28 protein-coding genes and 1 pseudogene are annotated in these 22,815 nt (G+C 71.1%); 17 read left to right on the top strand and 12 right to left on the bottom strand.

Annotated features, from left to right (window positions below; translation table 11 throughout):
* Positions 1-3: 3 nt before the first annotated feature.
* Genes HD596_RS46245 through HD596_RS46235 form a run of 3 tightly spaced genes read right to left on the bottom strand, consistent with a single transcriptional unit; the run spans position 4 to position 2,557 of the window.
* A complete protein-coding gene (locus tag HD596_RS46245) occupies positions 4-981 on the bottom strand; it encodes an ABC transporter ATP-binding protein (protein WP_185075671.1) in 978 nt (325 codons plus the stop codon).
* Entirely contained in the window at positions 978-1,769 is a 792-nt protein-coding gene (locus HD596_RS46240; RefSeq protein WP_313046365.1) for an ABC transporter permease, read from the bottom strand. Before HD596_RS46240 ends, HD596_RS46245 begins: the two co-directional genes overlap by 4 nt.
* Positions 1,766-2,557, bottom strand: a complete 792-nt coding sequence (locus HD596_RS46235) for an ABC transporter permease (protein ID WP_313046364.1) — start codon at positions 2,555-2,557, stop codon at positions 1,766-1,768. The genes HD596_RS46240 and HD596_RS46235 overlap by 4 nt, the downstream gene beginning before the upstream one ends.
* Before the next feature lie 164 nt (positions 2,558-2,721).
* On the opposite strand from HD596_RS46235, the gene HD596_RS46230 reads away from it, so the two are divergent.
* The 3 genes from HD596_RS46230 (at position 2,722) to HD596_RS46220 (ending at position 5,397) form a co-directional block, all read left to right on the top strand.
* Positions 2,722-3,663 (top strand): LacI family DNA-binding transcriptional regulator, encoded by a 942-nt coding sequence (locus HD596_RS46230; RefSeq protein ID WP_185075669.1) that lies wholly within the window; start codon positions 2,722-2,724, stop codon positions 3,661-3,663.
* Between the two features lie 82 nt (positions 3,664-3,745).
* Positions 3,746-4,282 (top strand): RNA polymerase sigma factor, encoded by a 537-nt coding sequence (locus HD596_RS46225; RefSeq protein WP_313046363.1) that lies wholly within the window; start codon positions 3,746-3,748, stop codon positions 4,280-4,282.
* Positions 4,279-5,397: a CU044_5270 family protein gene (locus HD596_RS46220; RefSeq protein ID WP_185075668.1), complete on the top strand. Its 1,119-nt coding sequence runs from the start codon at positions 4,279-4,281 to the stop codon at positions 5,395-5,397. The genes HD596_RS46225 and HD596_RS46220 overlap by 4 nt, the downstream gene beginning before the upstream one ends.
* A 3-nt stretch (positions 5,398-5,400) precedes the next feature.
* Here HD596_RS46220 and HD596_RS62915 read toward each other — a convergent pair whose 3' ends face one another.
* From HD596_RS62915 to HD596_RS46195, 5 genes are read right to left on the bottom strand one after another with little or no spacing between them, the layout of a single operon-like run.
* Positions 5,401-6,369, bottom strand: a complete 969-nt coding sequence (locus HD596_RS62915) for an ABC transporter ATP-binding protein (protein WP_313046362.1) — start codon at positions 6,367-6,369, stop codon at positions 5,401-5,403.
* The gene (locus tag HD596_RS62910; protein ID WP_185075667.1) at positions 6,366-7,343 is read right to left on the bottom strand and encodes an ABC transporter ATP-binding protein; all 978 of its coding nucleotides are present in this window, start codon (positions 7,341-7,343) and stop codon (positions 6,366-6,368) included. Before HD596_RS62910 ends, HD596_RS62915 begins: the two co-directional genes overlap by 4 nt.
* On the bottom strand, positions 7,340-8,203 hold the full coding sequence (gene opp4C, locus HD596_RS46205; RefSeq protein ID WP_185075666.1) for an oligopeptide ABC transporter permease: 864 nt from the start codon (positions 8,201-8,203) through the stop codon (positions 7,340-7,342). Before opp4C ends, HD596_RS62910 begins: the two co-directional genes overlap by 4 nt.
* On the bottom strand, positions 8,200-9,159 hold the full coding sequence (locus HD596_RS46200; protein ID WP_185075665.1) for an ABC transporter permease: 960 nt from the start codon (positions 9,157-9,159) through the stop codon (positions 8,200-8,202). The genes opp4C and HD596_RS46200 overlap by 4 nt, the downstream gene beginning before the upstream one ends.
* Complete coding sequence (locus tag HD596_RS46195; RefSeq protein ID WP_185075664.1) at positions 9,159-10,706, bottom strand: ABC transporter substrate-binding protein; 1,548 nt, start codon at positions 10,704-10,706, stop codon at positions 9,159-9,161. Before HD596_RS46195 ends, HD596_RS46200 begins: the two co-directional genes overlap by 1 nt.
* A gap of 201 nt (positions 10,707-10,907) precedes the next feature.
* On the opposite strand from HD596_RS46195, the gene HD596_RS46190 reads away from it, so the two are divergent.
* Both HD596_RS46190 and HD596_RS62905 read left to right on the top strand, forming a co-directional pair.
* Entirely contained in the window at positions 10,908-11,063 is a 156-nt protein-coding gene (locus HD596_RS46190; RefSeq protein WP_185075663.1) for a hypothetical protein, read from the top strand.
* 96 nt (positions 11,064-11,159) lie between these two features.
* Positions 11,160-11,381, top strand: a pseudogene (locus HD596_RS62905) (WS/DGAT domain-containing protein); the annotation flags it as partial.
* A 4-nt stretch (positions 11,382-11,385) separates the two neighbouring features.
* Here HD596_RS62905 and HD596_RS46185 read toward each other — a convergent pair.
* Positions 11,386-11,472 carry a hypothetical protein gene (locus HD596_RS46185; protein ID WP_313047659.1) on the bottom strand — a complete coding sequence of 29 codons (87 nt, stop codon included), beginning with the start codon at positions 11,470-11,472 and terminating at the stop codon, positions 11,386-11,388.
* Between the two features lie 294 nt (positions 11,473-11,766).
* Between HD596_RS46185 and HD596_RS46180 the strand changes: the two genes are divergently transcribed.
* The 8 genes from HD596_RS46180 to HD596_RS46160 all read left to right on the top strand — a co-directional run bounded on the left by HD596_RS46180 (position 11,767) and on the right by HD596_RS46160 (position 15,985).
* Positions 11,767-12,612: a universal stress protein gene (locus HD596_RS46180; RefSeq protein ID WP_185075662.1), complete on the top strand. Its 846-nt coding sequence runs from the start codon at positions 11,767-11,769 to the stop codon at positions 12,610-12,612.
* 93 nt (positions 12,613-12,705) lie between these two features.
* Entirely contained in the window at positions 12,706-13,059 is a 354-nt protein-coding gene (locus tag HD596_RS62900; RefSeq protein ID WP_246555344.1) for a CBS domain-containing protein, read from the top strand.
* Positions 13,060-13,065: 6 nt separating this feature from the next.
* Positions 13,066-13,362, top strand: coding sequence for a BON domain-containing protein (locus HD596_RS62895; RefSeq protein ID WP_313046361.1), 297 nt, complete (start codon positions 13,066-13,068; stop codon positions 13,360-13,362).
* Positions 13,363-13,380: 18 nt separating this feature from the next.
* Positions 13,381-14,268, top strand: coding sequence for a universal stress protein (locus HD596_RS46170; protein ID WP_185075661.1), 888 nt, complete (start codon positions 13,381-13,383; stop codon positions 14,266-14,268).
* Positions 14,253-14,501, top strand: coding sequence for an NAD(P)H-dependent oxidoreductase subunit E (locus HD596_RS60950; protein ID WP_221519897.1), 249 nt, complete (start codon positions 14,253-14,255; stop codon positions 14,499-14,501). The genes HD596_RS46170 and HD596_RS60950 overlap by 16 nt, the downstream gene beginning before the upstream one ends.
* Positions 14,502-14,706: 205 nt before the next feature.
* Positions 14,707-15,210: a hypothetical protein gene (locus tag HD596_RS60945; protein ID WP_221519896.1), complete on the top strand. Its 504-nt coding sequence runs from the start codon at positions 14,707-14,709 to the stop codon at positions 15,208-15,210.
* Positions 15,144-15,605, top strand: coding sequence for a hypothetical protein (locus tag HD596_RS65955; RefSeq protein WP_221519895.1), 462 nt, complete (start codon positions 15,144-15,146; stop codon positions 15,603-15,605). Before HD596_RS60945 ends, HD596_RS65955 begins: the two co-directional genes overlap by 67 nt.
* On the top strand, positions 15,602-15,985 hold the full coding sequence (locus tag HD596_RS46160) for a hypothetical protein (RefSeq protein WP_185075660.1): 384 nt from the start codon (positions 15,602-15,604) through the stop codon (positions 15,983-15,985). Before HD596_RS65955 ends, HD596_RS46160 begins: the two co-directional genes overlap by 4 nt.
* A 111-nt stretch (positions 15,986-16,096) precedes the next feature.
* Here the strand turns inward: HD596_RS46160 and HD596_RS46155 are convergent, their stop codons facing one another.
* The gene (locus tag HD596_RS46155) at positions 16,097-16,984 is read right to left on the bottom strand and encodes an SDR family oxidoreductase (RefSeq protein WP_185075659.1); all 888 of its coding nucleotides are present in this window, start codon (positions 16,982-16,984) and stop codon (positions 16,097-16,099) included.
* Between the two features lie 87 nt (positions 16,985-17,071).
* Between HD596_RS46155 and HD596_RS46150 the strand changes: the two genes are divergently transcribed.
* From HD596_RS46150 to rox, 3 genes are all read left to right on the top strand, one after another.
* Positions 17,072-17,701: a TetR/AcrR family transcriptional regulator gene (locus HD596_RS46150; protein WP_185075658.1), complete on the top strand. Its 630-nt coding sequence runs from the start codon at positions 17,072-17,074 to the stop codon at positions 17,699-17,701.
* Positions 17,702-17,997: 296 nt separating this feature from the next.
* Positions 17,998-18,435, top strand: coding sequence for a hypothetical protein (locus HD596_RS46145; protein WP_185075657.1), 438 nt, complete (start codon positions 17,998-18,000; stop codon positions 18,433-18,435).
* A 248-nt stretch (positions 18,436-18,683) separates the two neighbouring features.
* On the top strand, positions 18,684-20,195 hold the full coding sequence (rox, locus tag HD596_RS46140) for a rifampin monooxygenase (RefSeq protein WP_185075656.1): 1,512 nt from the start codon (positions 18,684-18,686) through the stop codon (positions 20,193-20,195).
* Between the two features lie 428 nt (positions 20,196-20,623).
* Here rox and HD596_RS46135 read toward each other — a convergent pair whose 3' ends face one another.
* A complete protein-coding gene (locus tag HD596_RS46135) occupies positions 20,624-20,971 on the bottom strand; it encodes an STAS domain-containing protein (protein WP_185075655.1) in 348 nt (115 codons plus the stop codon).
* Positions 20,972-21,243: 272 nt separating this feature from the next.
* Positions 21,244-21,885, bottom strand: coding sequence for a class I SAM-dependent methyltransferase (locus tag HD596_RS46130; RefSeq protein ID WP_221519894.1), 642 nt, complete (start codon positions 21,883-21,885; stop codon positions 21,244-21,246).
* A 122-nt stretch (positions 21,886-22,007) separates the two neighbouring features.
* Between HD596_RS46130 and HD596_RS46125 the strand changes: the two genes are divergently transcribed.
* Complete coding sequence (locus tag HD596_RS46125; RefSeq protein WP_221519893.1) at positions 22,008-22,562, top strand: TetR/AcrR family transcriptional regulator; 555 nt, start codon at positions 22,008-22,010, stop codon at positions 22,560-22,562.
* The last annotated feature ends 253 nt before the right edge of the window (positions 22,563-22,815 follow it).

Here is a 22,815-nt window from a genome sequence, read left to right as displayed (position 1 = left end):
CTTTCAGCGGGGGAGTGGAACCAGATGGTCGTCGGGCGCGATCACCGTGACGCCCGATCCGGGCCTCAGGGCGGCGCCGCTGCGTACGTCGGCGAGCAGCCTGACGGTCGCGCCCGACGGGTCGACCACGTCGAGCGAGACCAGCAGGTCGACGCCGCGGAAGGCCACGTCGACCACTGTCGCGTCCAGCCCGGGACCGTCCTCGGCGATACGCAGATGCTCGGGCCGGATGGTCAGAGGCGTGCCGTCGGCCGCGGTGAGGAAGTTCTCGTAGCCGAGGAACTCGGCCACGAAGCGGTCGGCGGGACGGGGGAAGACCTGCTGGGGCGTGCCCTGCTGCACGATCCTGCCCTCGTTCATGATGACCATCTCGTCGGACATCTCCAGCGCCTCGTCCTGGTCGTGGGTGACGAGGATGACGGTCAGCTTGGTCTCCGCCTGGATGCGCCTGATCTCGGCCCGCATCTGGACGCGCAGGCGGGCGTCGAGGTTGGACAGCGGCTCGTCGAGCAGCAGGAGCTTGGGCCTGATCGCGATCGCCCTGGCCAGCGCCACCCGCTGCTGCTGCCCGCCGGAGAGCTTCTTCGGCTTGCGGTCGGCCAGGTGCGCGAGCCCGACGAGGTCGAGCGTCTCCATGACGCGCGAGCGTCTCTCCGCGGCCGGCACCTTGCGCAGCCTGAGCCCGTACCCGACGTTGTCGGCCACGGTCATGTGCGGGAACAGCGCGTACGACTGGAAGACCATCCCGAGATCGCGCTTCTCCGGCGGCGTGCGCGTGCTGTCGACCCCGTCGATGCGGATCGTCCCCGACGTCGGCGCCGAGTAGCCCGCGATCATCCTGAGCGTGGTGGTCTTGCCGCAGCCGCTCGGGCCCAGCAGCGTCGTCAGCTTCCCCGCCGGCACGGCGAGGTCGATGCCGTCGACGGCGGTGAAGGAGCCGAACCTCTGGGTGACGTCGATCAGCTCGGCGGCGGCGGTCATTGGTTGATCCCTCCGAAGATCTTGGCGAATCCGACCGTGCGCTCGGCGATCACCGCGATGACCACGGTGGCGGCCAGGATGAGGGTGGAAGCGGCGGCGACCATCGGGTCGTACGACTGCTGCACGTAGTCGAGCATCGTCACCGGCAGCGTCCGGAAGTCGCGTCCCTGCAGCAGCAGCGACAGCGGCACGTTGTTGAACGACGTGACCACGCTGAGCAGCGCGGCGGAGAAGATGCCCGGACGCAGGACGGGCAGCGTCACGTTGAGGAACGCGCGCAGCGGCGAGGCGCCGAGACCGCGGGCGGCCTCCTCCAGCGCGGGGTCGGCCAGCGCGAGCGAGGCGCCGGTCACGCGCACCGCGTACGGCAGCATCAGCGCGGTGTGCCCGACCAGCAGGGTGCTGAAGTTGTCCAGGTCCAGGCCGACCATCAGCTGCTGGAACAGCGCGAGGCCGACGACCAGCTCCGGGACGATGAGCGGCGACAGGAACAACCCCTCGACCAGCCCCTTGCCGGGCAGCTTGCCACGGTGGACGGCGAGCGTGACGGGCACGCCGAGCACCAGCGCGAGCGCGGTGGCGAGCACGGCGAGCTCCAGGCTGGAGACCGCGGCCTCGATGAACGGCTCGTAGCCGAGCGCCTCGTCGAACCAGCGCAGCGAGATCCCGTCGGGCGGGAACCTCAGCGTGGTTCCGGCGGTAAAGGCGGTGGCGACCACGAAGATGATCGGCACGATCATGATGACGTAGCCGATGACCGCGAGCGCCGCCGTGATCGGCCGCTTCACGAGGTGGCCCCCTTCCGCCCGATCAGCGAGGACAGCCCGGAGACCACGAAGACCAGGACCGTCATGATGAGCGCCGTCGCCGAGGCGGAGGCCCAGTCGAGCGTGGTGCTCGCGTAGTTGAACAGCTGCGTGGACAGCATCCGCTGGCTGGACCCGCCGAGCAGGTACGGCGTCGTGTACGCGGTGACGGACCCGGCGAAGACCAGGGTGGCGGCCACCACGATGCCCGGCATGGTCAGCGGGATGACGACGTTCCACATCGTCCGGATCCGGCTCGCGCCGAGCCCGCGCGAGGCGTCGTCCAGGCCGGGATCGACCTGGGCGACGGCCGAGTAGCAGGAGATGATCGCCAGCGGCAGGAACAGCTGGGTGAGGCCGAGGACGATCGCCAGCTTGGTGTAGAGCAGCTGCGGCGCCGCGTCCACGATGCCGAGCTGGACGAGCAGCCGGCCCAGCGCCCCCTTGGAACCGAGGATCACCAGCCAGCCGAACGTCCTTACCACGTTGCTCAGCATCAATGGGAAGATCGCCACAGCCAGGAAGACCCCGCTCCAGCGTGAGGGCGAGCGGGCGAGCCAGTAGGCGATGGGGAAGCCGAGGACGACGCAGATGATCGTGACAGCCAGGGCCAGCCCGACCGTGCGCCCGATCACCTCCAGGTCGTACGGATCCGTCAGCATCTTGCCCAGGCGCGCGAAGATCTCGCCGGTCGGCACGTCCGGTGGCGCGAAGAGCATCGCCGCGGAGGGGACGAGGAAACCTGCGACGAGAAGGACGAGACCAGGCACCAGCAGAAGGGCCGATTTGCGGGAGATGTCGGCGTCCTTTCTCCGTGGCGTACGCTTGGCTGGAACCGGTTGCGGAACCGGTTGCATGAGCCTGACCATAGATTATGAGCGGCCTCTCGCACAAACCCCTGTGTGAATTCCGTGTAACCACTCAAGGAGGATCAGTGCCGACACTCGCGGACGTCGCCGCGCTGGCCGGGGTTTCCAAGGCGACGGCCTCTCGCGCCCTGGGCCGGCCGGACCTGGCCGCCCCGGAAACGGTGGCCCGCGTCCGCGCAGCCGCCGAGCAGCTCGGATTCGTCCCCAACCGGGCAGCCACCCAGCTGGCCCGCGGGCGGACCGGAGTGGTCGCCCTCGTGGTGCCCACGCTCGACAACACGTTCTTCACCCCGATCATCGGCGGTGCCCAGGGGCGCGCGGCCGACTCGGGCATGCAGCTGACCATCGCGGTGCACTCCCTGGAGCACGCCGCCCAGGTCGCCGCGGTCGAGCAGCTCGCGCACCAGGTCGACGGCTTCCTGCTCACCGCGCCGCGAGGCTCGGACGAGATCGTCCGCGCCGCCGCGTCGTTCAAGCCGACCGTGCTCATCGACCGCGAGATCGAGGGCATGACCTCGGCGGTCGCCGACACGGCCACCGCCTTCGGCACGCTCGTCACCCGGTTCGCCGAGATGGGCCACGAGCGCATCGTCTACATCGGCGGCCCGGCCGGCTCCTGGCAGGATCGCCAGCGCCAGGCGGCCATCCGCGCCGCGGCCGGGTCGAGCGGCGCGACGCTGACCATGCTCGGCCCCTACCCCTCGACGTTCGCCGCCGGGGTGGAGACGGCGGAGGCCGTGGTGGCCGCCCGCGCCACCGCCGTGGTCCCGTACGCGACCTCGATCGGCCTGGGCCTCATGTTCGCCCTGCTCCACCGCGGGATCCGCGACGTCGTGGTCAGCTCGGAGCGCATGATCGTCGACAGCCTCGGCCTGGGCGACGTCCCCGCGATCGACGTGGACGGCGAGAAGCTCGGCGAGGTGGCCATGGACCAGCTCATGACCCTCCTCGGCGAGCGCAAGGAGCCGTCACCCGCCAGGCGCCGCCTCACCGTCCCGATCAGCTGATCCCGAAAAGGGTGTAACAACGGCAGGGTTGCGGCCACTTCGTGGTGTCAGAAGAACGCATCCCGAACGAAGGGGCTGGGCGGTGTCAGATGATGAGCACCGGTTCACCGGCATGTACGACGAATGCCGACAACGGGTGTGGGCCTACGTCGTGAGCCGCGCGGGCCGCCAGGTGGCGGACGAGGTGGTGAGCGAGACGTTCGCGATCGCCTGGCGGCGGTTGGAGGACGTGCCCGAGCCGGCGCTGCCGTGGCTGCTCGGCGTCGCCAGGAACGTCCTGCGCGACAACGTACGCGCCGAGGTCCGCCGCGAGGCCGTCGCGGCGGAGCTGCGGGCCTGGGCCGAGGGCGACGTCGCCGATCACGTGACCGAGCGGATGGGCGTGCTGCGCGCGCTGGCCGCCGTGCCCGAGGACGATCGGGAGATCCTCGTCCTGGTCGCCTGGCACGGGCTGTCGCCGAAGGAGGGCGCGCGGGTCGTCGGCTGCTCGTCGGCGGCCTTCCGCGTACGGCTGCACCGGGCACGCAAACGGCTCGAACAGGCCATGGAGGCCACGGACGCCGGCCCCCGGCGCGAACCCCTGCCCCACGTGCGGAGCCTCAACGAGGAGTGGTCATGAACCCCATCGACGAGCTCAGGGCCGCCCGGCCCGCCCACCTCGCAGACCGGCCGATCGACCCGCGCACCAGGGCCGCCGAGCTCTCCCGCGCCATGGCGCAGCCCCGGCCGGTCCGGCGCCGGCGCCGGACCGCGCGGCCCGTATGGAGCCTGGGGCTCGCCGGAGCCGCGGCCGTCACCGCCGTGGCCGTGGTCGTCGCGACGAACGGCACGGCGTCCGCGCCACGCGCCCCCGACACCCCGGCGAGCACCCGGCCGGCGGTGACGCTGTCGGCCCGGGAGGTGCTGCTGGCAGCGGCCGCCAGGGCGGAGCGGCAACCGGAGGGCACGGGCGAGTACTGGCACACCGTGTCGGTGCGCCGGACCCTGTTCGCCGCGGCCAAGGGCGGCTACCGGGTGCTCGACCAGCAGCGGGACGAGGGCTGGACGCCCAGCGCCACCGGTCCGGGCCAGAAGCAGTGGGGTCGCCTGCAGTCCCTCGGCGCCCGCCCGGCCACCGAGGAGGACCGGCAGGCGTGGGAGCGGGCCGGGTCTCCCGCCTCCATCGAGGTCGCGGTCCCCGGGAAACCCGAGCCCATGGTCCTGAAGACATCGCCGGGCCGGGCCAGGACCAGCCGCAGCCCGCTGACCGACGGGGACAAGGTGTTCTGGCTGGGCCGCAACGTCTCGGTGAAAGAACTGCGCGAGCTGCCCGGAGACCCGGACAAGCTCAAGAAGCGGCTCCTGGCCTGGAAGGGGTATGCCACCGACGTGCCGATGGTGGGCGACGGGTGGCTGTTCGTGGTCAGCGCGGGATTGATCATGGACATGCCGGTGACGCCCGAGGTGCGCGGCGCGGCGTTCCGGATGCTGGCCGAACTCGACGACGTACGGGTCATCCAGAACGTCACGGACGCCGAGGGACGCACGGGCACGGCCGTGGCCATCAACGAGCCGACCCTCAGTGACGGCGTCGCGGAGCACCGGCTGATCATCGACGAGGCGACCGGGTCGGCCCTGGCGAGCGAGTACGTCGCGGTGAAGCCGCGCGGCTTCCAGACCGGTTTCGAGCCCGGCACGATGTGGAACTCCACCGCGGTGATCAAGGCGGGCTGGACCGACGACGAGCCCCGGTAACCATCAGGCGTCGGGGAAGTGGCAGGCGACACGATGCCCCGCGCCGGTCAGCGCCGGCTCCTCGACGGCGCACCGCTCCCGGGCCTTCCAGCAGCGCGTACGGAAGCGGCAGCCCGACGGCGGGTCGGCCGGGCTGGGCACGTCACCGGCGAGCACGATCCGCCTCCGCTCGCCCCGCTGCGACGGATCCGAGATCGGCACGGCCGAGATGAGCGCCTTGGTGTAGGGGTGGGCGGGCCGTGCGAAGATCTCCGCCCGCTCGCCCTCCTCCACGATCCGGCCCAGATACATGATCGCCACTCTGTCGCACAGATGCCGCACCACCGACAGGTCGTGCGAGATGAACAGGTAGGCCAGGCCCAGCTCGCGCTGCAGGTGCGCGAGCTGGTTGACGACCTGCGCCTGGATCGAGACGTCCAGCGCCGAGACGGGCTCGTCCAGCACCAGCACGCGCGGGTTCAGGGCCAGCGCCCTGGCGATGCCGACGCGCTGGCGCTGGCCGCCGGAGAACTCGTGCGGATAGCGGCCGGCGTGCTCGGGAGACAGGCCCACCAGCTCCAGCAGCTCGCCGACCCGTTCCCGGCCGCCGCGGCGGTAGCGGCCCTGGGTGCGCAGCGGCTCGGCGACGATCTCGTGCACGGTCAGCCGGGGCGACAGCGACGAGTACGGATCCTGGAAGACGATCTGGATCTCGCCGCGCAGCGGCCGGAGCTCGGCGGGCGACATGGCGGCCAGGTCGCGCCCGCCGTACAGGATGCGGCCGGAGGTGGGCTCGGCCAGGCGCACGACGAGCCGGCCCGTCGTGGTCTTGCCGCAGCCGGACTCGCCGACCAGCCCGAGGGTACGGCCGGAGCGCAGCGCCAGGTCCACGCCGTCCACGGCCCGGACCGCCCCGCTACGCCGGCGCAGGACCCCGGCGCGGATCGGGAAGTGCTTGACCAGGCCCTCGACGGCCAGCACGAGTTCGCTCACACCGGCTCCTCGGGGAAATGGCAGGCCGACAGGTGACCGGCCGCCACCACGACCGGCTCGGGACGGTCCGCCCGGCAGGCGGCGCGGCCGGCGGCCAGCGCGCAGCGCGGCTCGAAGGCGCAGCCGGGCGGCGGCGCCAGCAGGTCAGGCGGGCTGCCCGGGATCGGCACCAGGTCCCCCGCCGCCTCCAGGCGGGGGCGGCTGGACAGCAGGCCGCGCGTGTAGGGGTGGCGGGGCGTGGCGAAGACCTGGTGCACGTCGCCGTGCTCGACGACGCGGCCCGCGTACATGACCGCGACCCGGTCGGCCAGCTCGGCGATCACTCCCAGGTCGTGGGTGATGAGCACCGCCGCCGCGCCGGCCTCCCGCCTGGCCGTGTCGAGCAGGGCGAGCACCTGGGACTGGACGGTGACGTCCAGCGCGGTCGTCGGTTCGTCGGCGATGAGCAGGTCGGGTTCGTTGGCCAGGGCCATCGCGATCATCGCGCGCTGGCGCATGCCGCCGGAGTACTCGTGGGGGTGCCGGCCGTACCGGGCGGCGGGGTCCGCGACGCCGACGGAGGCCAGCAGCTCCAGCACGCGGGCCCGCACGGCGGCGCGGCCGAGGCGCGGCTGGTGCAGCCTGATGGCCTCGGCGATCTGGGCGCCGACCGGGACGACCGGGTTGAGCGCCGTCATCGGGTCCTGGAAGATCATCGCGATGCGGCGGCCCCGGATCCGGCGCAACCGGCGCGCGGGCAGGGTCAGCAGGTCCTCGCCGTCGAAGCGGACGCTGCCGCGCACCACCCGCCCCGGCGGCCGGATCAGCCCGAGCACCGACATCGCGGTCACGCTCTTGCCCGAGCCGGACTCGCCGACCACGCCGAGGATCTCTCCCGGCCCCACCTGCAGGCTGACTCCGTCGACGGCGCGCACCACGCCGTCCCGCGTGGCGAACTCGACCGCGAGGTCGTCGACCGTGAGCAGCGGCGTCATCCGCGGACCTCCTTCGGGTCCACGGCGTCGCGCAGGCCGTCGCCGACGAAGTTCACGGCCAGCACGGTCAGCGCGATGGCCAGGCCGGGCGGCAGCCACAACCACGGCATGGTCTGGATGAGGGTGAGGTTCTGGGCGTCGGTCAGCATGTTGCCCCAGCTCGCGTGCGGCGGCCGCACGCCGAGGCCGAGGAAGGACAGCACCGCCTCCAGCAGGATCAGCTGCGCCACCAGCAGCGTGCCGGCCACCGCGACGTGCGGCAGGACGGCGGGCAGCACGTGCCGCCCGATCACCGTCAGCCGCCCGGCCCCGAAGGCGCGCGCCGCCTGGACGTACTCCCGCTCGCGCAGCGACAACGTCAGCCCGCGCACCACGCGGCAGGCGGTCGGCCAGTTGCACGCGGCGAAGACGAGCACGAGCATCGCGGCGCCCGGCCCGAGCACGCCCGCCAGCACGACGACGACGACCAGCGACGGGAAGGAGAGCACCACGTCGGCGGCGCGCATGACGGCGGCGTCGACCGGCCCGCCGAACATGCCGGCCAGCGCGCCGAGCAGCGTGCCGAGGGCGACCGCCGCCAGCGACGACAGCAGGCCGACCAGCAGCGAGACCCGGCCGGCGTACACGAGCCTGGCGAACACGTCGCGCCCGGAGGAGTCGGTGCCGAGCAGGTGCGCGGCGGACGGCGGCTCGCGGAAGGCGGCCAGATCCACCGCGTTCGGGTCGTGCCCGGCCACCAGCGGCGCGGCCAGCGCCAGCACGCCGACGGCGGTGAGGAACACGGCTCCGGCCAGCGCCAGGCGGTTGCGCCGGAAGCGCCGGGCGGCCAGCGAGCGGGGCGAGGCGAGGGTCGTGGTCATGACAGGCTGATCCTGGGGTCGGCCACCGCGTAGAGCAGGTCGGCGGCGAGGTTGCAGACCAGTACGAGCACCGCGACGAACATCGCGAACCCGATCACCACCGGGTGGTCGAGCTGGCCTATCGAGCTGACGGCGAGCTGCCCCATGCCTGGCCAGGCGAAGACCTGCTCCACGGCGACCGCCCCGGCCAGCAGCTGCGGGATGGAGATCATCACGACGGTGATGAGCGGGACCAGCGCGTTGCGCAGCGCGTGCCGCATGAGCACCCGGCCGGGACCGGCGCCCTTGGCCTCGGCCGTGCGCACGTAGTCGGCGTCGAGCTCCGCCAGCAGCCCGGCGCGCACGTACCGGGTGAACGGCCCGGCGATGGACAGCCCGAGGACGGCCGCGGGCAGCACCAGGTGGGCCAGGATGTCGGCGCCGCCGCCGTCGCCCGGTGTGGACATGCCGGAGGACGGCACCCAGCCGAGCTTCAGCGAGAAGAGGTAGATCGCGGCGATGCCCAGGAAGAAGCTGGGCACCGAGATCGCGCCGAGGCCGGCGACGGTGGTGGCGTGGTCGACCGCGCTGTTGCGCCGGACCGCGGCCAGCGTGCCCGCCGCCACCGCCAGCACCAGGCCGAGCGCCAGGGCGGTGCCCATGAGCAGCACGGTGGGGCCCATCCGCTCGCCGAGCACCTCGGCCACCGGGCGGCGGCTGACGAAGGAGTGGCCGAGGTCGCCGCCCAGCACGTCACGCAGCCAGATGCCGTACGTGACCAGGACCGGCCTGTCCAGGCCGAGTTCGGCGCGTTTGGCGGCGACGAACGCCGGGCCGCCCGAGGCCAGTCGCTCCGGGTCGACCATCATCCGGACCGGGTCGCCGGGCGCGGCGCGGACCAGGAGGAACACGCCGGCGCTGATGAGCAGGAAGACGGCGGCGCCGGTCAGGAGCCGGCGCGCGAGGTAGGCGAGCATCAGCCGGCCAGGGTCCACTCGTCGGCGTTCCAGAAGCCGGTGGTGAAGTCGCCGCCGGGCTTGAAGCCGCGCAGCCGCGGGCCGGTGGCCCACAGGGTGTCCGGGTTGTACAACCACAGGTACGGGACCTGGGCGTTGTCCTTGCCCGCGGCCTCCTGGTAGAGCTTGGCGCGCTGGTCCCGGTCGGTGCGGGCGTCGGCTCGGGCGGTGAGGGCGTCCAGCGACTCGTCGCAGAAGTTACTGATATTTCCCCCGGCGGGGTAGAAAGCGGCGCAATTGAGGATCGTGACGCTGCTGGAGGGGTCCACGGCGTAGCTGCCGCCCCCGAAGAGCGCCAGGTCGAACGTGCGCTTCTCGTAGGATTCGAGCAGCTCGGCCGCCTGCACCTGCTTGAGCTCGACGGTCATGCCCGCCGCGCCCAGCGCGCCCTGCACCACCGTGGCCGTCACGTCGCGGTCGCGCTGGCCGGGGATCCACGACAGCGTCACCTTCTCACCGGCCTTCCAGCCCGCCTCGGCCAGCAGCGACCTGGCCTTGGCCGGGTCGTAGGCGTACCTCTCCAGCGTGCCGGGCAGAGCCCAGGGGGTGACGAACGAGGAGTTCTGGACCCGGCCCCGGCCGGCCAGGAGCTTGGCGACCAGTGCCTCGCGGTCGATCGCGTGGAGCATCGCCCGCCGTACCCTGGGGTCGGCGAAGCGCTCGTCGCTCTGGTCGACCGCGATCCTGACGAAGCCCGGGCTCGGCCTGGCCGACACGGTGATGCCCTTGAGTGACTCCACCGCCCGCAGGTCGGTGGGGGAGATCTGGACCAGGTCCATCTCGCCGGTGCCGAGCTGCGCGGTCGCCACGTCCGAGCTGATCGGTTTGAGGAAGATCCTCGGGATCGCGATGGGTTTGCGGTAGTGCGGGTTGGCGGCCAGCTCCACGTACTGGTCGGTCTTGTAGGTCACGAAGGTGTACGGGCCCATGCCGACCGTCGGGTGGTTGAAGAAGACGCTGCCCGCGATCCTGTCCACCGGCTCCATGCCGAGCACGTGCTCGGGCAGGATGAAGGCGAACGGCCCGGCGATGAGGCTGAGGAAGCCGACGTTCGGCCTGGCCGGCCTGATCACGAACGTGTTGTCGTCCGGGGCCTCGAAGGCGGCCCCGGCGAGCTTGCCCGCCATCGCGCTGCCGCTCTTGGCGTCGGCCAGCAGCCTGTAGGTGAACAGCACGTCCTTGCTGGTGAACGGCATGCCGTCGCTCCACTTCAGGCCCTCGCGCAGGTGGAAGGTGATCCGGTCCTCGCCCACCTCCCAGCGCTCGGCCAGGCGCGGCGCGTAGGCGTAGGAATCGTCGACGGTCAGCAGGTTGTCGAAGATCAACGTCATGACCTGCTGGTCGGGGCCGGTGGGCGGATCCAGCGGGGAGAAGCGCTTCGGCTTCTGGTACAGGTGGATGTTGATCGCGTTGTGCGGGGAACCCTGGGCGGGGGAGCCGGCCGGGCCGGAGCAGCCGGTGGCGAGCACGAGGACGACGACGGCCAGCGCGCCTGACAGGCGGTTCATGGGGGCCTCCCTGGGCGTGAGGGGGTTGACGAGCGCGCCGAGGCCGGTGTGATCGGGACCTCGCCGCCCGACGGAGGCGCCGGCGCGCTTCACCGCCGCAGGGCACGCCTTCTGAAGGGATCATGGACATTGGGTGACTGGAAAAATACTTACAGTAATGAAGGCTTGACGCAAGGGCGTTGACCGGGCGGGCTCTGGGCGGTGTCGGCCGGACTTCCGTGGGGAAGCGCGCGCCTGCTGCGGTTCGCGGGCGAGGCCCTGCCGGTGCTGGACCAGCTCCCCGTCATCTCCCGGCTGCCCGGCTGCCCGGCTGCCCGGCTGCCCGGCTGCCCGGCGCGAGCGGGGTCGCGCGGCTGATCCGGCGCGAACCCCGGCCGGAGCTGCCGGACCTGGAGGCCCCGCACACCCCGCTCAGCGGCCCGGTCTCCTCCGCCGCCGTTCGTGAGCAAGGGGATGCGGCAGCTCAAGGAACGGTTCGCCCTGACGCCCGCGCGCCTGCTGCGTGACGTGAGCGAGAGCATGCTCGCCGCCCTGAACGGCCTGGCCGACCGCGCCGCGCTTGATCGTCTGGGACGTACGGGGCCGCCGGTCAACGTGGTCGGCTCCAACGTTCCCGGCCCGCAGTTCCCGCTGCGGATCGCCGGGGTCAGGCTGCTCGCGCACTACCCGGTGTCCGTGGTCACTGACATGAGCGGCGCCGTGAACGGTCGTGGAGCCGGTGGTTCACGGGCAGCACCGTGGGCCGCTCCGGACCGTTGAACGCCACCCGGCCGATGCCGCCCGGGGCGACCAGCCGCAGGCACTCCTCGGGTTTCGAGGACCTCCAGGACGGCGTCGGCCGAGCCGTCTCTCCGGGGCCGGGCGGGGCCGCCCAGCAGGTGCCCGACCGTCGTTTCGAGAGCGGCGGCCAGGCGGGTCACCGTACCCGTGTGTCAGGAGTGTTTCGAGGTGCTGGACGTACCCGGCGGACAGGGTCTTTCGGCCCTTGCGGGACCGACCTCCGGCCCTGCTGCGGACGGGCGCGAGCGGGTCGGATGGAGGGTGACGAAGGAGGCGTACCGTGATCATCGTAGGAGCCGACGGATCGGCGAACTCGCGTGCCGCGCTGGAATGGGCGGCCGACGACGCGTTCCGCATGCGGGTGGCGCTGCGGATCGTCCATGCCCGGGACCGCTCGCCGTACCAGATCCGCAAATACCCCATCGACGCTCTCCCGGACGCGCTGCGGCGCGAGGGGCAGCGGATCCTGCGTGCGGCGGAGGATCTCGTGCGCGAGCGTCAGCCCACCGTCGAGGTCACGACCGAGGACGTCGAGGGCCCGCCGGCCGAGGTCCTGCGCGAGCAGGCCAAGGACGCCACCGAGGTCGTGGTCGGCAGCCGGGGGCTGGGCGGGTTCGCCGGCGCGCTGCTGGGCTCCGTCAGCATGCACGTGGCCGGCCACGTGAACTGTCCCGTCGTGGTGGTGCGCGGCGAGCGGCGGCCGGTGTGGCAGGAGGTCGTGGTCGGGGTGGACGACTCGCCGGAGTGCGAGCCCGCGCTGGCCTACGCCTTCGAGCAGGCGAAGCTGCGGGGGAGCGCGCTGCGGGTGGTGCACGCCTGGCAGCTGCCGGTGCACGCCTTCGCGCCGGAGATCGCCTACGACATGGACGAGATCCGTACGGAACAGCACCGGGTCGTCCGCGACCGCGTGAAGATCTTCAGCGGTGACCACCCGGAGGTGAAGGTGGTCGAGGACGCCCAATCCGCCCATCCCGTCGAAGCGCTCACCGACGCGTCCGGGCGGGCGGACCTGCTGGTGGTGGGCTCGCACGGGCGCGGCGCCCTGGGCTCGATGCTGCTCGGCTCGGTCAGCCGGGGTGTCCTGCACCACGCGCACTGCCCGGTGGCGGTGGTCCGTGCCCGGTAAGCGCCGGTCAGGACCTTGGTCATCCGGCATCGGGGACGTTGGTCACTGCCGGAGCGGGCCGCTCCGGCGGATCGTGGAAGCGGAGGTGGAGTCATGTCACTCGAAGTCAACGACATCATGGGCCGGGTGGCCATCGCCGTGCTGAAGGAGGCATCCTTCACCGAGATCGTGGAGGCCATGGAGCGGTTCGCGGTAGGCGGGGTCACCGTGATCGACGCCTACAGACGGCCCGTGGGAGTCGTCTCCGAAGACGATCTGCTCCTCAAGGAGGTCGACACGGCCCGGCACAGCGTGCCGATCTTCGAGTCCCGCCGGCGGCAGCAGGAGCACCGCAAGGCCGCGGGCGTGACAGCCGCCCAGCTCATGACCTCCCCGGCGATCACTGTCACGCCGGGCACCTCCGTCCGGGACGCGGCCCGGCTGATGCACGCCAAGCGCGTCAAGTAGCTGCCCGTGGTCGACACGAACACCGGGCGCATCGTCGGCACCCTGCACCAGCGCGACGTGCTGCGCGTCTTCATCCGCCCGGCCGAGGAGCTGGCGGCGGACATCAGAGCCGTCCTTCGGGACCCGGCGGCGTTCACCGTCGGCATCCACCAGGGCGTGGTGACGATCGGCGGCGTGGTCGAGTGGAAATCCCAGGCTCTCGCGCTGATGGAGCAGCTCCGGCTGATCGAGGGAGTCGTGGACGTGAGATCCGAGGTGACCTTCGACAAGGACGACCTCCTCATCGTCCCCTCCGGGATGTAGGGGGCTTTCCGAAGGACGATGAACAGAGCGGTGGTCGTGGGAGTCGACGGTTCGCGGACCGCGTGGTCGGCGCTCGCCTGGGCCGCCGACGACGCCGCACGCAGAGGGCTGCCGTTGCGTATCGTCCACGTATGCGAGCCCTGGCTGGCCGAGCATCCGCTCGGCGCCTCCGGCGAGACCCTGACCGAGCGGTGCGACAGGCTGCTCACGGGCGCGGCCGATCGCGCACGCGAGCTCGCCCCCGGCGCGCGAATCTCGACGGCCCTGGTCACCGGGGCGGTGATCGAGCGGCTCAGGAGCGAGTCGGAGACGGCCGACACCGTCGTGGTGGGCAGCAGGGGACTGGGCGGTTTCGCCGGACTGGTGCTCGGCTCGGTCGGGTTCGGCCTCGCCGGTTACGCCGAGAGCCCCGTGGTGGTCGTCAGGAGGCTCCCGCGCGACGGAAGCGGGGAGATCGTGGTGGGCTACGACGCCTCGCCGTGCGCGGACATGGCCCTGGAGTACGCCCTGGCGCAGGCGGTCGCCCGCCGGGCGCGCCTGCGCGTTCTGCACGGCCGGCGATATCCGGTCACGGCTCCGCACCCCGCCGGGTACGGGCCGTTGCCCGTCGACGAGGCCGCTGAGGTCGTGCGGCAGCTCGTACTCTGGCGGGAGAAATATCCGGACATCGAGCTGATCGAGTCGATCGTCGATGAGCATCCCGTTCCGGCCCTGGCGGCGGCGTCGCGGGCCGCCGATCTCGTGGTGGTGGGTTCGCGGGGGCTCGGCGGGTTCACCTCCGCGATGCTGGGCTCCGTCAGCCATGGGGTGCTACAACGAGCGCACTGCCCGGTCAGCGTGGTGGGCGCACCGAGGAGACGAACACCCCGCCCCACCTCAGGCGGGGGCCTGTGGGTGTCCGCCTGATCGAGGCTCTTGCCGAAGGCGCCGGGGAGCATGCGGAAGGGCCTGAGCACTGGGCGCCGGAGGTGGCCCGGCGGTTCGGGCTGCCCACCGCGGCCGGGCTGGATCAGGCCACCTTCTACGCCGACCTGGCCGGCCCGCACGGGCGCTGCCACGTACGGGTCTGCGCCGCGACCGCGTGCTTCGCGGCGCAGGCGGGCCGGCATCTGCCTGCGATCCAGGGCGTGCTCGGCTGATGACGATCTCCATCGGGCGGCGGCGTCTCCGTCCAGACGGTCCGCTGCCTCGGTTACTGCTACGCCGGGCCCGCCTGCCTGGACGGCGAGCCACCCTGCGTCGGCCCGGACGTCGTCGACCGGGTCGCCGGACGGGCGGCCCCGCACGCACCGCCGATCCCGGCGGCCGACGCCTGCCACGACCCCGGTCGTCCTGGCCGGGGTCGTGGCAGGGGAAGCCGCGTGGCGGACCTGGGTGGAGACCGTCGGCCGGCGCTCGCCGGAGCTGATCCGGTCGCAGGTGGCGGCCTCCGGGCTGCGGGGCCGGGGTGGCGCGGCCGGGCTGCGCGGCCGGGGTGGCGCGGCCGGGGTGGCGCGGGCTTTCCCGTGGCGGCCAAGTGGGCGGCGGCGGGCGGCTCTCCGGACACGGTTGATCGCCAACGGGGACGAGGGCGACCCCGGCTCCTACGCCGACCGGCTGCTGATGGAGGTCGATCCGGCCCGCGTGCTGGAGGGGCTGGCGCTGGCCTGTTTCGCCTGCGGGGCTCGCCGTGGGCTGGTGCTGGTGCGTTCGGAGTATCCGCGGGCGCCGGCGGCGCTGCGGCAGGCCGTGGAGGAGGCGCGCGCGGACGGCCACCTTGGCCGGAGGGTGCACGGCGCGAGGTGGATCTGGAGGTGGAGGTGGTGGCGGGCGCCGGCTCGTACGTGGCGGGGGAGGAGACGGCGCTGATCGCGGGGCTGGAAGGCGGCCGTGGCTGTGCGCGGGCCCGCCCGCCGTACCCGACCGGCCAGGGGCTGTGGAATGCGCCGACGGTGGTCAACAACGTCGAGACGCTGGCCGCGGTGCCGTGGATCGTCAGCCGCGGCGGCGAGACCTACGCCCGCCGGAGCGCGCCTCGCCGCGCTTCAGCCTGCCTGCGAGGAGGAGCACATTCCGCTGATCGAGCCCGAGATCCGCCGGCTGCTGGCCGTCCCCATCCTGATCCGCTACCCGACCATCCGGCAGATTCTGTACTGGTCACAATGGCGCCGCCGCCACCAAGCCACCGCCCGGCGCTGGCACCACCAGTGCAGATCCCAACCGTAATCGCGCATGTCACTGCAGCACTAGGTTATGTCGCATGATCTCCGTGATTCTCGCCTGCGACGACCCCTACCGCGCCGCCGAGTCCTTCAAGCGGGCGGGCTGGGAGCTGGTGTTCGCCACGCCATCGGACTCCGATGACCGCCTTGCCTGTGTGAGCCTGGGCGACGCCCAAGTCATGCTGGGCGTCGACGACGAGCGATTCCTCCCAGTGGCCGCACGTGACCACCGCGGGGCAGGTGTCGAGGTTTACATCCGGCTGGATGACGGCGTGGAGAAGGTCCACGAGCAGCACCAGGCAGCCGGAGTGGTGACTCAGGAACTACGCCACGCGCCATGGGGTGAATGGGCGTTCAACGCCATGATCGAGGGCTACCGATTTCTCATCGCCCAGGAGGGGGCATCCAGCCAGCAGCCATGATCTAAAAGTGTCACTGGAGTGCCAGCGGGCGGTGCTGGGCCTGCTGCTGGAGGTTGGGGGAGAAGATCTGCGGTTGTCCCCCTGAATCGCGGACACGCCGAGGGCTGCCGGTCAGGCTCCTTCCCGGCCGCTCGGGTGGTTGATCTTCAGCCACGTCGACAGGGACAGCGGCTCGCCGAACCGGGCCCAGACCGTGCTGGAGTCGACGATCTGCGGCTGGGTGTCCAGCAGTGCCCCCATCTGCATCTGCCGGGCGAGGACCGGGTTGAACGGCCTGGTCAGCGGGCTCATCGCGCGGAGCATCGCGACGGGCATCTTGTTCTCACGCTTGATCTGCAGGCCCAGCGAGGCCGCGATGAGCTCGTTGACTTTCGTGAGCGGTAGCGCCTCGGGACCGCCGAGGTCGGCGGACCAGCCTTCGCCGGGGCGCGTGGCGAGCGCGGCGGCGACCTTGGCGACGTCCTTGCCGGCCACCCACGAGACCGGGTTGGTGCCCGAGCCGAATACGGTGGCCTTCCCCTGCTTGGTGATCGACTCGGCGAGCAGCTCCACCCAGGTGTCCATCAGGTGGGTGGGCCGCAGGATCGAGTACGGCAGGCCGCTGGTGCGCAGTAGGCGCTCGGCCTCGAACTTGAGCCGGAAGAACTCGACGGGGCTGTCGGCGCGGGCGCCGGCGGAGGAGATGTAGACGAAGTTTTCGACTGCGGTCTCGTGTGCGACGCCGATGAGGCTGGGGATCCCGGCGCCCTCGATGCCCTTGGGGCCGTTGTGTCCCTTGCCGTTGCCGCCCTGGACGGTGCAGACGATCGCCTTGGCCCCGCTCGCGGCTCGGATCAGCGTACGCCGGTCGTGCACGTCGCCCGCGACGACCTCAACGCCCTGCACGGCGTTCGCCGTGGCCGGATCGCGGGTGACGACGCGCACTGTCTTTGCCTGCTGGCGGAGTTGTTCCACGATCTGACGGCCGAGTCTGCCCGTCCCGCCGAACACGACGATCACGCTTCTCTCCTAACGATGTTCATAGATCTAACGTTGTTAGGAATTAGACCGGCGATAGGATGTCGGCGTCAAGAGAGAGGACGCATCGTGACGACGAAGGCCCAGCTCGAACCGAGCGCCAGCAAGAAGCGGCGTGAGCGGGAGCGGCAGGAGATGCGGGCCCGGCTGCTGGAGGCGGCCCGGGTCATCGCCTCCGAGGAAGGCTGGAACGCTGTCACGATCCGCCGCATCGCCGGCAAGCTCGAATACAGCGCGCCGATTCTCTACCAGCACTTCTCCAGCAAGGAGGATCTGCTCGTCCAGCTGATGATGCTCGGCTTCGCCGAACTCGCCGAGCAGCTGCGCGTGGCGGCGGAGGGCTCCCCTGAGGGGCGGCTGGTCGCGATGGCCGAGGCGTACTGGGCGTTCGCGTTCGCCTCCCCGGAGCTCTACCAGGCGATGAACGGCATGGACGGCGTGCCGTTCGGCACGGCCGAGACCCCGCGGGAGGCCAAGAACGCCTTCCGCATCTTCCGCCTCGCGTTGCAGGGCATCGCGCAGGCGCGGGGCGCCGAGCTGGCCGATCCGCCCGGCGCGGTCGACACGATCTGGGCCTTCCTGCACGGGTGCGTCTCGCTGGCGATGGCGGGCAGGATCGCCGGTGGGACGGAGCGCTGCAGAACGCTTATGTTGAACGCCCTGGAGCCGATGTTCGCCGCCCAACTGAGGGATCCATGATCTTGGCGGTCGGGGCGAGGTCAGCGCATGGTTCCCGCCGCGCCGGCGCGGGCAGCGGCGCCATCTTCGCCCTGGTCGCCGAGGTCGCGCTGCCCGGCAAGGTGGGCTGGTCGCGAGTGACCCGTTCTGCGGTCTCACTCGTTGCGATGAGCCGGCCGTGGCACGATCGGAGATCCTCAGCGTCCGAGCCGATGCGCGCGGGCCACGCGAGGACGTGGCGCTACCATGGCCCGACGATGCTTCAGGACGCGCAAGGCCGGAAGCGGCGCGGGTGACAGGTTCCAGGTGGAGGCACGATGACCTGGTGGACGATGGTCCGGTTCCTGCACGTGTTGTCGGCGGCGTTGTGGGTCGGCGGGCAGCTCACGGTGTCGCTGGTGGTGCTGCCTCTGGCCCGTCGCATGCTGGACGAGCGGCCGCGCGCCGAGGTGCTGACCGCGGTCGGTCGCCGCTTCGGGATCATCACCGTGGCCGCGTTCCTGCCGGTGCAGATCAGCACCGGCGTCGCGCTCGCCTGGCACAAGGGCGTCACCTGGTCCTCGCTCACCGATCCCGGATACGGCCGGATCCTGGCCGCCAAGCTGCTGCTCTTCTGCGCGGTCATGGCCGCCGCCGCTCTCCACGGCTGGGCCTCAAGCGCGGCCCGTCCCCGGCTGGCGCGGACCATGGCAGTGGCATCGCTGGTGGGGTCGCTCGGTGTCGTCCTGCTGGCCACCGCCCTGCCGGCGACCTGAGCCAAACATCGTGACCGCGCTGGCGTCGGGCCGGTGTGGCTGCAGAGTCGTGGTCACGTACTGGAAAAGGATTGGACGGGATGACGATCGGGCTTGTAGCTTCCAGTTGACCGTGACACCGCCCGAGGAGGTGAGACCCATGAACGCCATATCGATGTGGGTGCTCCCCCTCCCGTCATGGTCGGGCGATTGACGTAGGTGTCGCCGGGAGCGCCTCGCCAACAAGGCACTCCCGAAAGGCAACACCTATGCACTCTGAGCAGGTCACCGCTGAGCCACCGTCGAAGGTGGACGACGTCCCGTCGCCGGCCTCCGGCGCCGATCGCGCGCCCCTCGACTTCGATGTGATCATTGCCGGATGCGGGCCGACCGGCGCGATGCTGGCCGCCGAGCTGCGGCTGCACGATGTACGGGTACTCGTTCTGGAGAAGGAGACCGAGCCCGCGTCGTTCGTCCGCATAGTCGGTCTGCACATTCGCAGCCTCGAGCTGATGGCGATGCGCGGGCTGCTGGATCGCATTCTCCCGCATGGAAGACAGCGTCCGGCCGGCGGTTTCTTCGCCGCCATCCCCAAACCCGTGCCCAAGGGCCTGGATTCCGCGTACGCCTACCTGCTGGGCATCCCGCAGCCGGTCATCGAACGTCTGCTTGAAGAGCATGCGATCGAACTGGGTGCGCAGGTCCGGCGAGGTTGCGCGGTGGCCGGTTTCGAGCAGGACGACGAGGGTGTGACCGTCGAACTGGCCGACGGGCAACGGCTGCGTTCGCGCTATCTCGTCGGCTGTGACGGCGCGCGCAGTACGGTGCGCAAACTGCTCGGCGTCGGCTTCCCCGGCGAGCCCTCACGGAACGACACGCTCATGGGCGAGATGAAAGTGGGTGTACCGCAGGAGGAGATCGCCGCCAAGGTGACCGAAGTCAGCGGGACCCATCACCGATTCTGGCTCCGGCCCTTCGGCGAAGGGATCTACAGCGTCCTGGTCCCCGCCGCGAGGGTCAGCGACCGCGCGGAACCGCCCACCCTCGAAGATTTCAAACAACAGTTGTGCACCATCGCCGGAACCGATTTCGGCGTGCACTCCCCGCGCTGGTTGTCCCGCTTCGGGGATGCCACCCGGCTGGCCGAACGCTATCGGGTCGGGCGGGTACTCCTGGCCGGCGATGCGGCACACATCCATCCACCTATCGGGGGACAGGGCCTCAACCTAGGCGTTCAGGACGCATTCAATCTCGGCTGGAAACTGGCCGCACAGATCCGCGGCTGGGCCCCGGAAACACTGCTGGACACCTACCAGGCCGAACGCCAGCCGGTCGCCGAGGACGTGCTGGACAACACCCGCGCCCAGACGGAACTGCTGTCCACCGAACCGGGCCCGCAGGCCGTGCGCAGGCTGCTCACCGAACTGATGGACTTCGACGAGGTGAACCGCCATCTGATCGAGAAGATCACCGCGATCGGCATCCGCTACGACTTCGGCGAGGGCCCCGACCTGCTCGGCCGCCGCCTGCGCGACATCGACGTGAAACAGGGCAACCTGTACGGTCTGCTGCATCGCGGCCGCGGCCTGCTGCTGGACCGCACCGAACGCCTGACCGTCGGCGGCTGGTCGGACCGGGTCGATCACCTCGCGGATCCCACTGCGGCACTGGATGTTCCGTGCGTCCTGCTACGCCCCGACGGCCACGTCGCCTGGATCGGCGACGATCAGCAGGACCTGGACGACCACCTCTCCCGCTGGTTCGGCAGGCCCGCCGGCTGATTTCGCCCGAGCGGCGGTCATCCCAGGAGCGGGGAGTGGCCGGCGTTCTCGTCGGACATCCACCGCCCGCCGGCATGGCGGAAAATGGCCATGACGGCGGGCGGTGGCCAGTCGTGTTGTCCGGGTCTAGAGGTCGCCCTTCGGCGTGTGGTCCGGGTCCGCCGCTGATGATGAGGCCGTCCGGGAGCTTCCCGAGTTGACCCGGCCGACGTCGGCTTCACCGCCGTCATTCTGGCTTGGTGGTCCGCAGTCGGGCGGACAGGGCGGCGGCCTGGGTACGGCGTTGGACCAGGCCGCCCGCAGGGACCTCCTCTTGCCCGGGATGCCTCGGCCATCCGTGGCGATCGTCATCGTCGTGCTGCGAGCGGCGTGTTCGCCTTAGCTCTCCGCCACGGTGGGCGAGCCTGCTCGTCACACCCGCGGCGTGATCAAGCCAGGATGGAGAATCGATGATCCAGGTCGAAGATCTTCAGTAGGCGGAAGACGCGTTCGGGCACATGGGACAGATGCAGCCGTCCGCCGACGTCTCGGGCCTTGTCGTCGGCCCGGATGAGCGCTGTGATTCCTGACGCGTCCATGAACGACACGTTGCCCAGGTCGACCTCGGTGGTCGAACTCGGGCCGTTCATCGTGCCGAAGAGCAGTTCCTGCAGCGGTAGCAGCGCGGCCAGGTCGATCTCCCCACTGACCGTGACCTTCGCGGCGCCGTTCATCGCCTGCTCGGAAAGTTGAAAATGGTCCATGTATAGGTCTGGATTGGCACGTTCTGTGTTCATCTCCGCCTCCAGCCGGATCCCCCTTGCTCCATGGTGGCGGGACTCCGATGGCCGCAGTAGGGCCGAAAGTCCCGGTCGTTGTCCTCCGATGGTCCTTTGGGACGGCCGTTGACCAGGGCAGAAAGATCCAGCCGGCCCGTCCTGTGAGTCCCGGAGCCGCGCCGTAGGGGGCACGCGGGGGCGGGTGGCGACGCGGGGGAAGATCCGCGCCGGGACCCGCTACTGACGCGTGCCCCGCTCCCACCGTGGCCGGTGGTCTCGCCCCCGCCCGCCTATGGCCGGGTGGCGCGGACGTAGTAGAGCAGGTACGGCAGGTCGCCCTCGGACTCCACCTGGAAACCGGCGTCGGGGATCATGGTGCCGAGAAGGTCGCGGGGATCGTGCCGCATGGCGGGGCCGGTGAGGGCGCCGACGACGCGCCGGGCCAGGGGCTTGGCAGGTGGGCGGAATTCGGCGATGAGCAGGCGGCCGCCGGGCCGTAGCACGCGGAACATCTGGCGCAGCGCCTCGGGCCGGGCCTCGGCGGGGATGTGGTGGACGGCGAGGCTGGAGATCACCAGGTCGAACGAGCCGTCGGGGAACGGCAGATCCTGGCCCGAACCTTCCACATAGGTGCAGTTGGCCGGAGCGTGCCGGGAAGCGTACTCGATCATCGCGGGTGATGGGTCCACGCCGGTGACGTGGCCGCTGGGTGTGACGACCGGGGCGAGGATCCGGCTGAGGTAGCCGGTGCCGCAGCCGACGTCCAGGACGCGCTCTCCGGCTCGTGGCCTGGCCGCCGTGGCCACGCGGGTGTAGGCGGCGCGGCGGCCGCCCAGGAATCCGATCGAGACGAAGGTGTCGTAGGCGCGCGGGTGGTCGATGGTGCCGCCGGCGGCGGCGTGCTCTTCGTGGGTGTGCAGAAGCTTTCCCATGCCCATGGTGGTACCTCCCAATGATGAACAAGGTGTTCAGTTACGAATGATGCGTTCATAATGGCGAGCGGAGCAACGAGCAGATCGGCCGTGTTGTGCGGTACCGAACAGAGGGCGAGGAAGTGTCCGGAGACAGGCGGGTACGGCGCACGCGGCGGATCGTCCAGGAGGCGCTCGTGACGCTGATCCTGGAGAAGGGGTACGACGCGGTCACCGTCACGGACATCATCGACCGTGCGGACGTGGGCCGGTCCACGTTCTACTCGCATTTCACGGACAAGCAGGACGTGCTGTTCAGCAACCTCGACGAGCTCGTGTTCCTCCATCCGGTACCAGCTACCCGATCGGGGGAGCTTTTCGCGTTCAGCCTGCCGATGTTCGAGCACGTGCGGGAGCAGCGGCGGCTGGTGCGCGCGCTGCTGGGGCGGCGTGGCGGCGGCCAGGTGTACGCGCGCGGCGAGCAACTGCTCTCGGCCGTGGTCAGGAACGAGCTGCTGGCCGCGGGCGCGCGGGCGTCGGCCTCCCTGGACCTGCTGGTGGTGTGCGTGGTCGGCGCGTTCATGGGGCTGCTGCGGGCGTGGTTGGACGGCGAGAGCGCCGCCACACCCGCCGAACTGGACGCCGCCTTCCGCGCGGCGGTCGAGCCGGGCGTCCGGGCGGCGCTGGCTCAGGAATAGCCGAGTACGAGGGGACCACCGGGACAGCGGGAGCCGCTCGACATCACCGGCCAGGGGGCCTGGGCCGGGGTGCGAAGTGGCGCAGGGCGGCGTCGAGGTGGCCCGGAGTGGTGTTGAGCTCGTCCAGGCAGCACAGGCCGATGGTGTCGGTGGCCTTGTCACGCCATGGGGAACGGGCAGCGGTCCAGGACAGGCGCTGCCCGGCGAAGGGATCGGCAGGCCGAACAGGAGGTACGCGACGACCTGCAGCAGG

The organism is Nonomuraea jabiensis, from assembly GCF_014204795.1.
GTDB classification, from domain to species: domain Bacteria; phylum Actinomycetota; class Actinomycetes; order Streptosporangiales; family Streptosporangiaceae; genus Nonomuraea; species Nonomuraea jabiensis.
The sequence above is the reverse complement of the archived record's forward strand: the minus strand, read 5'-3'. Positions and strand labels throughout refer to the sequence as shown.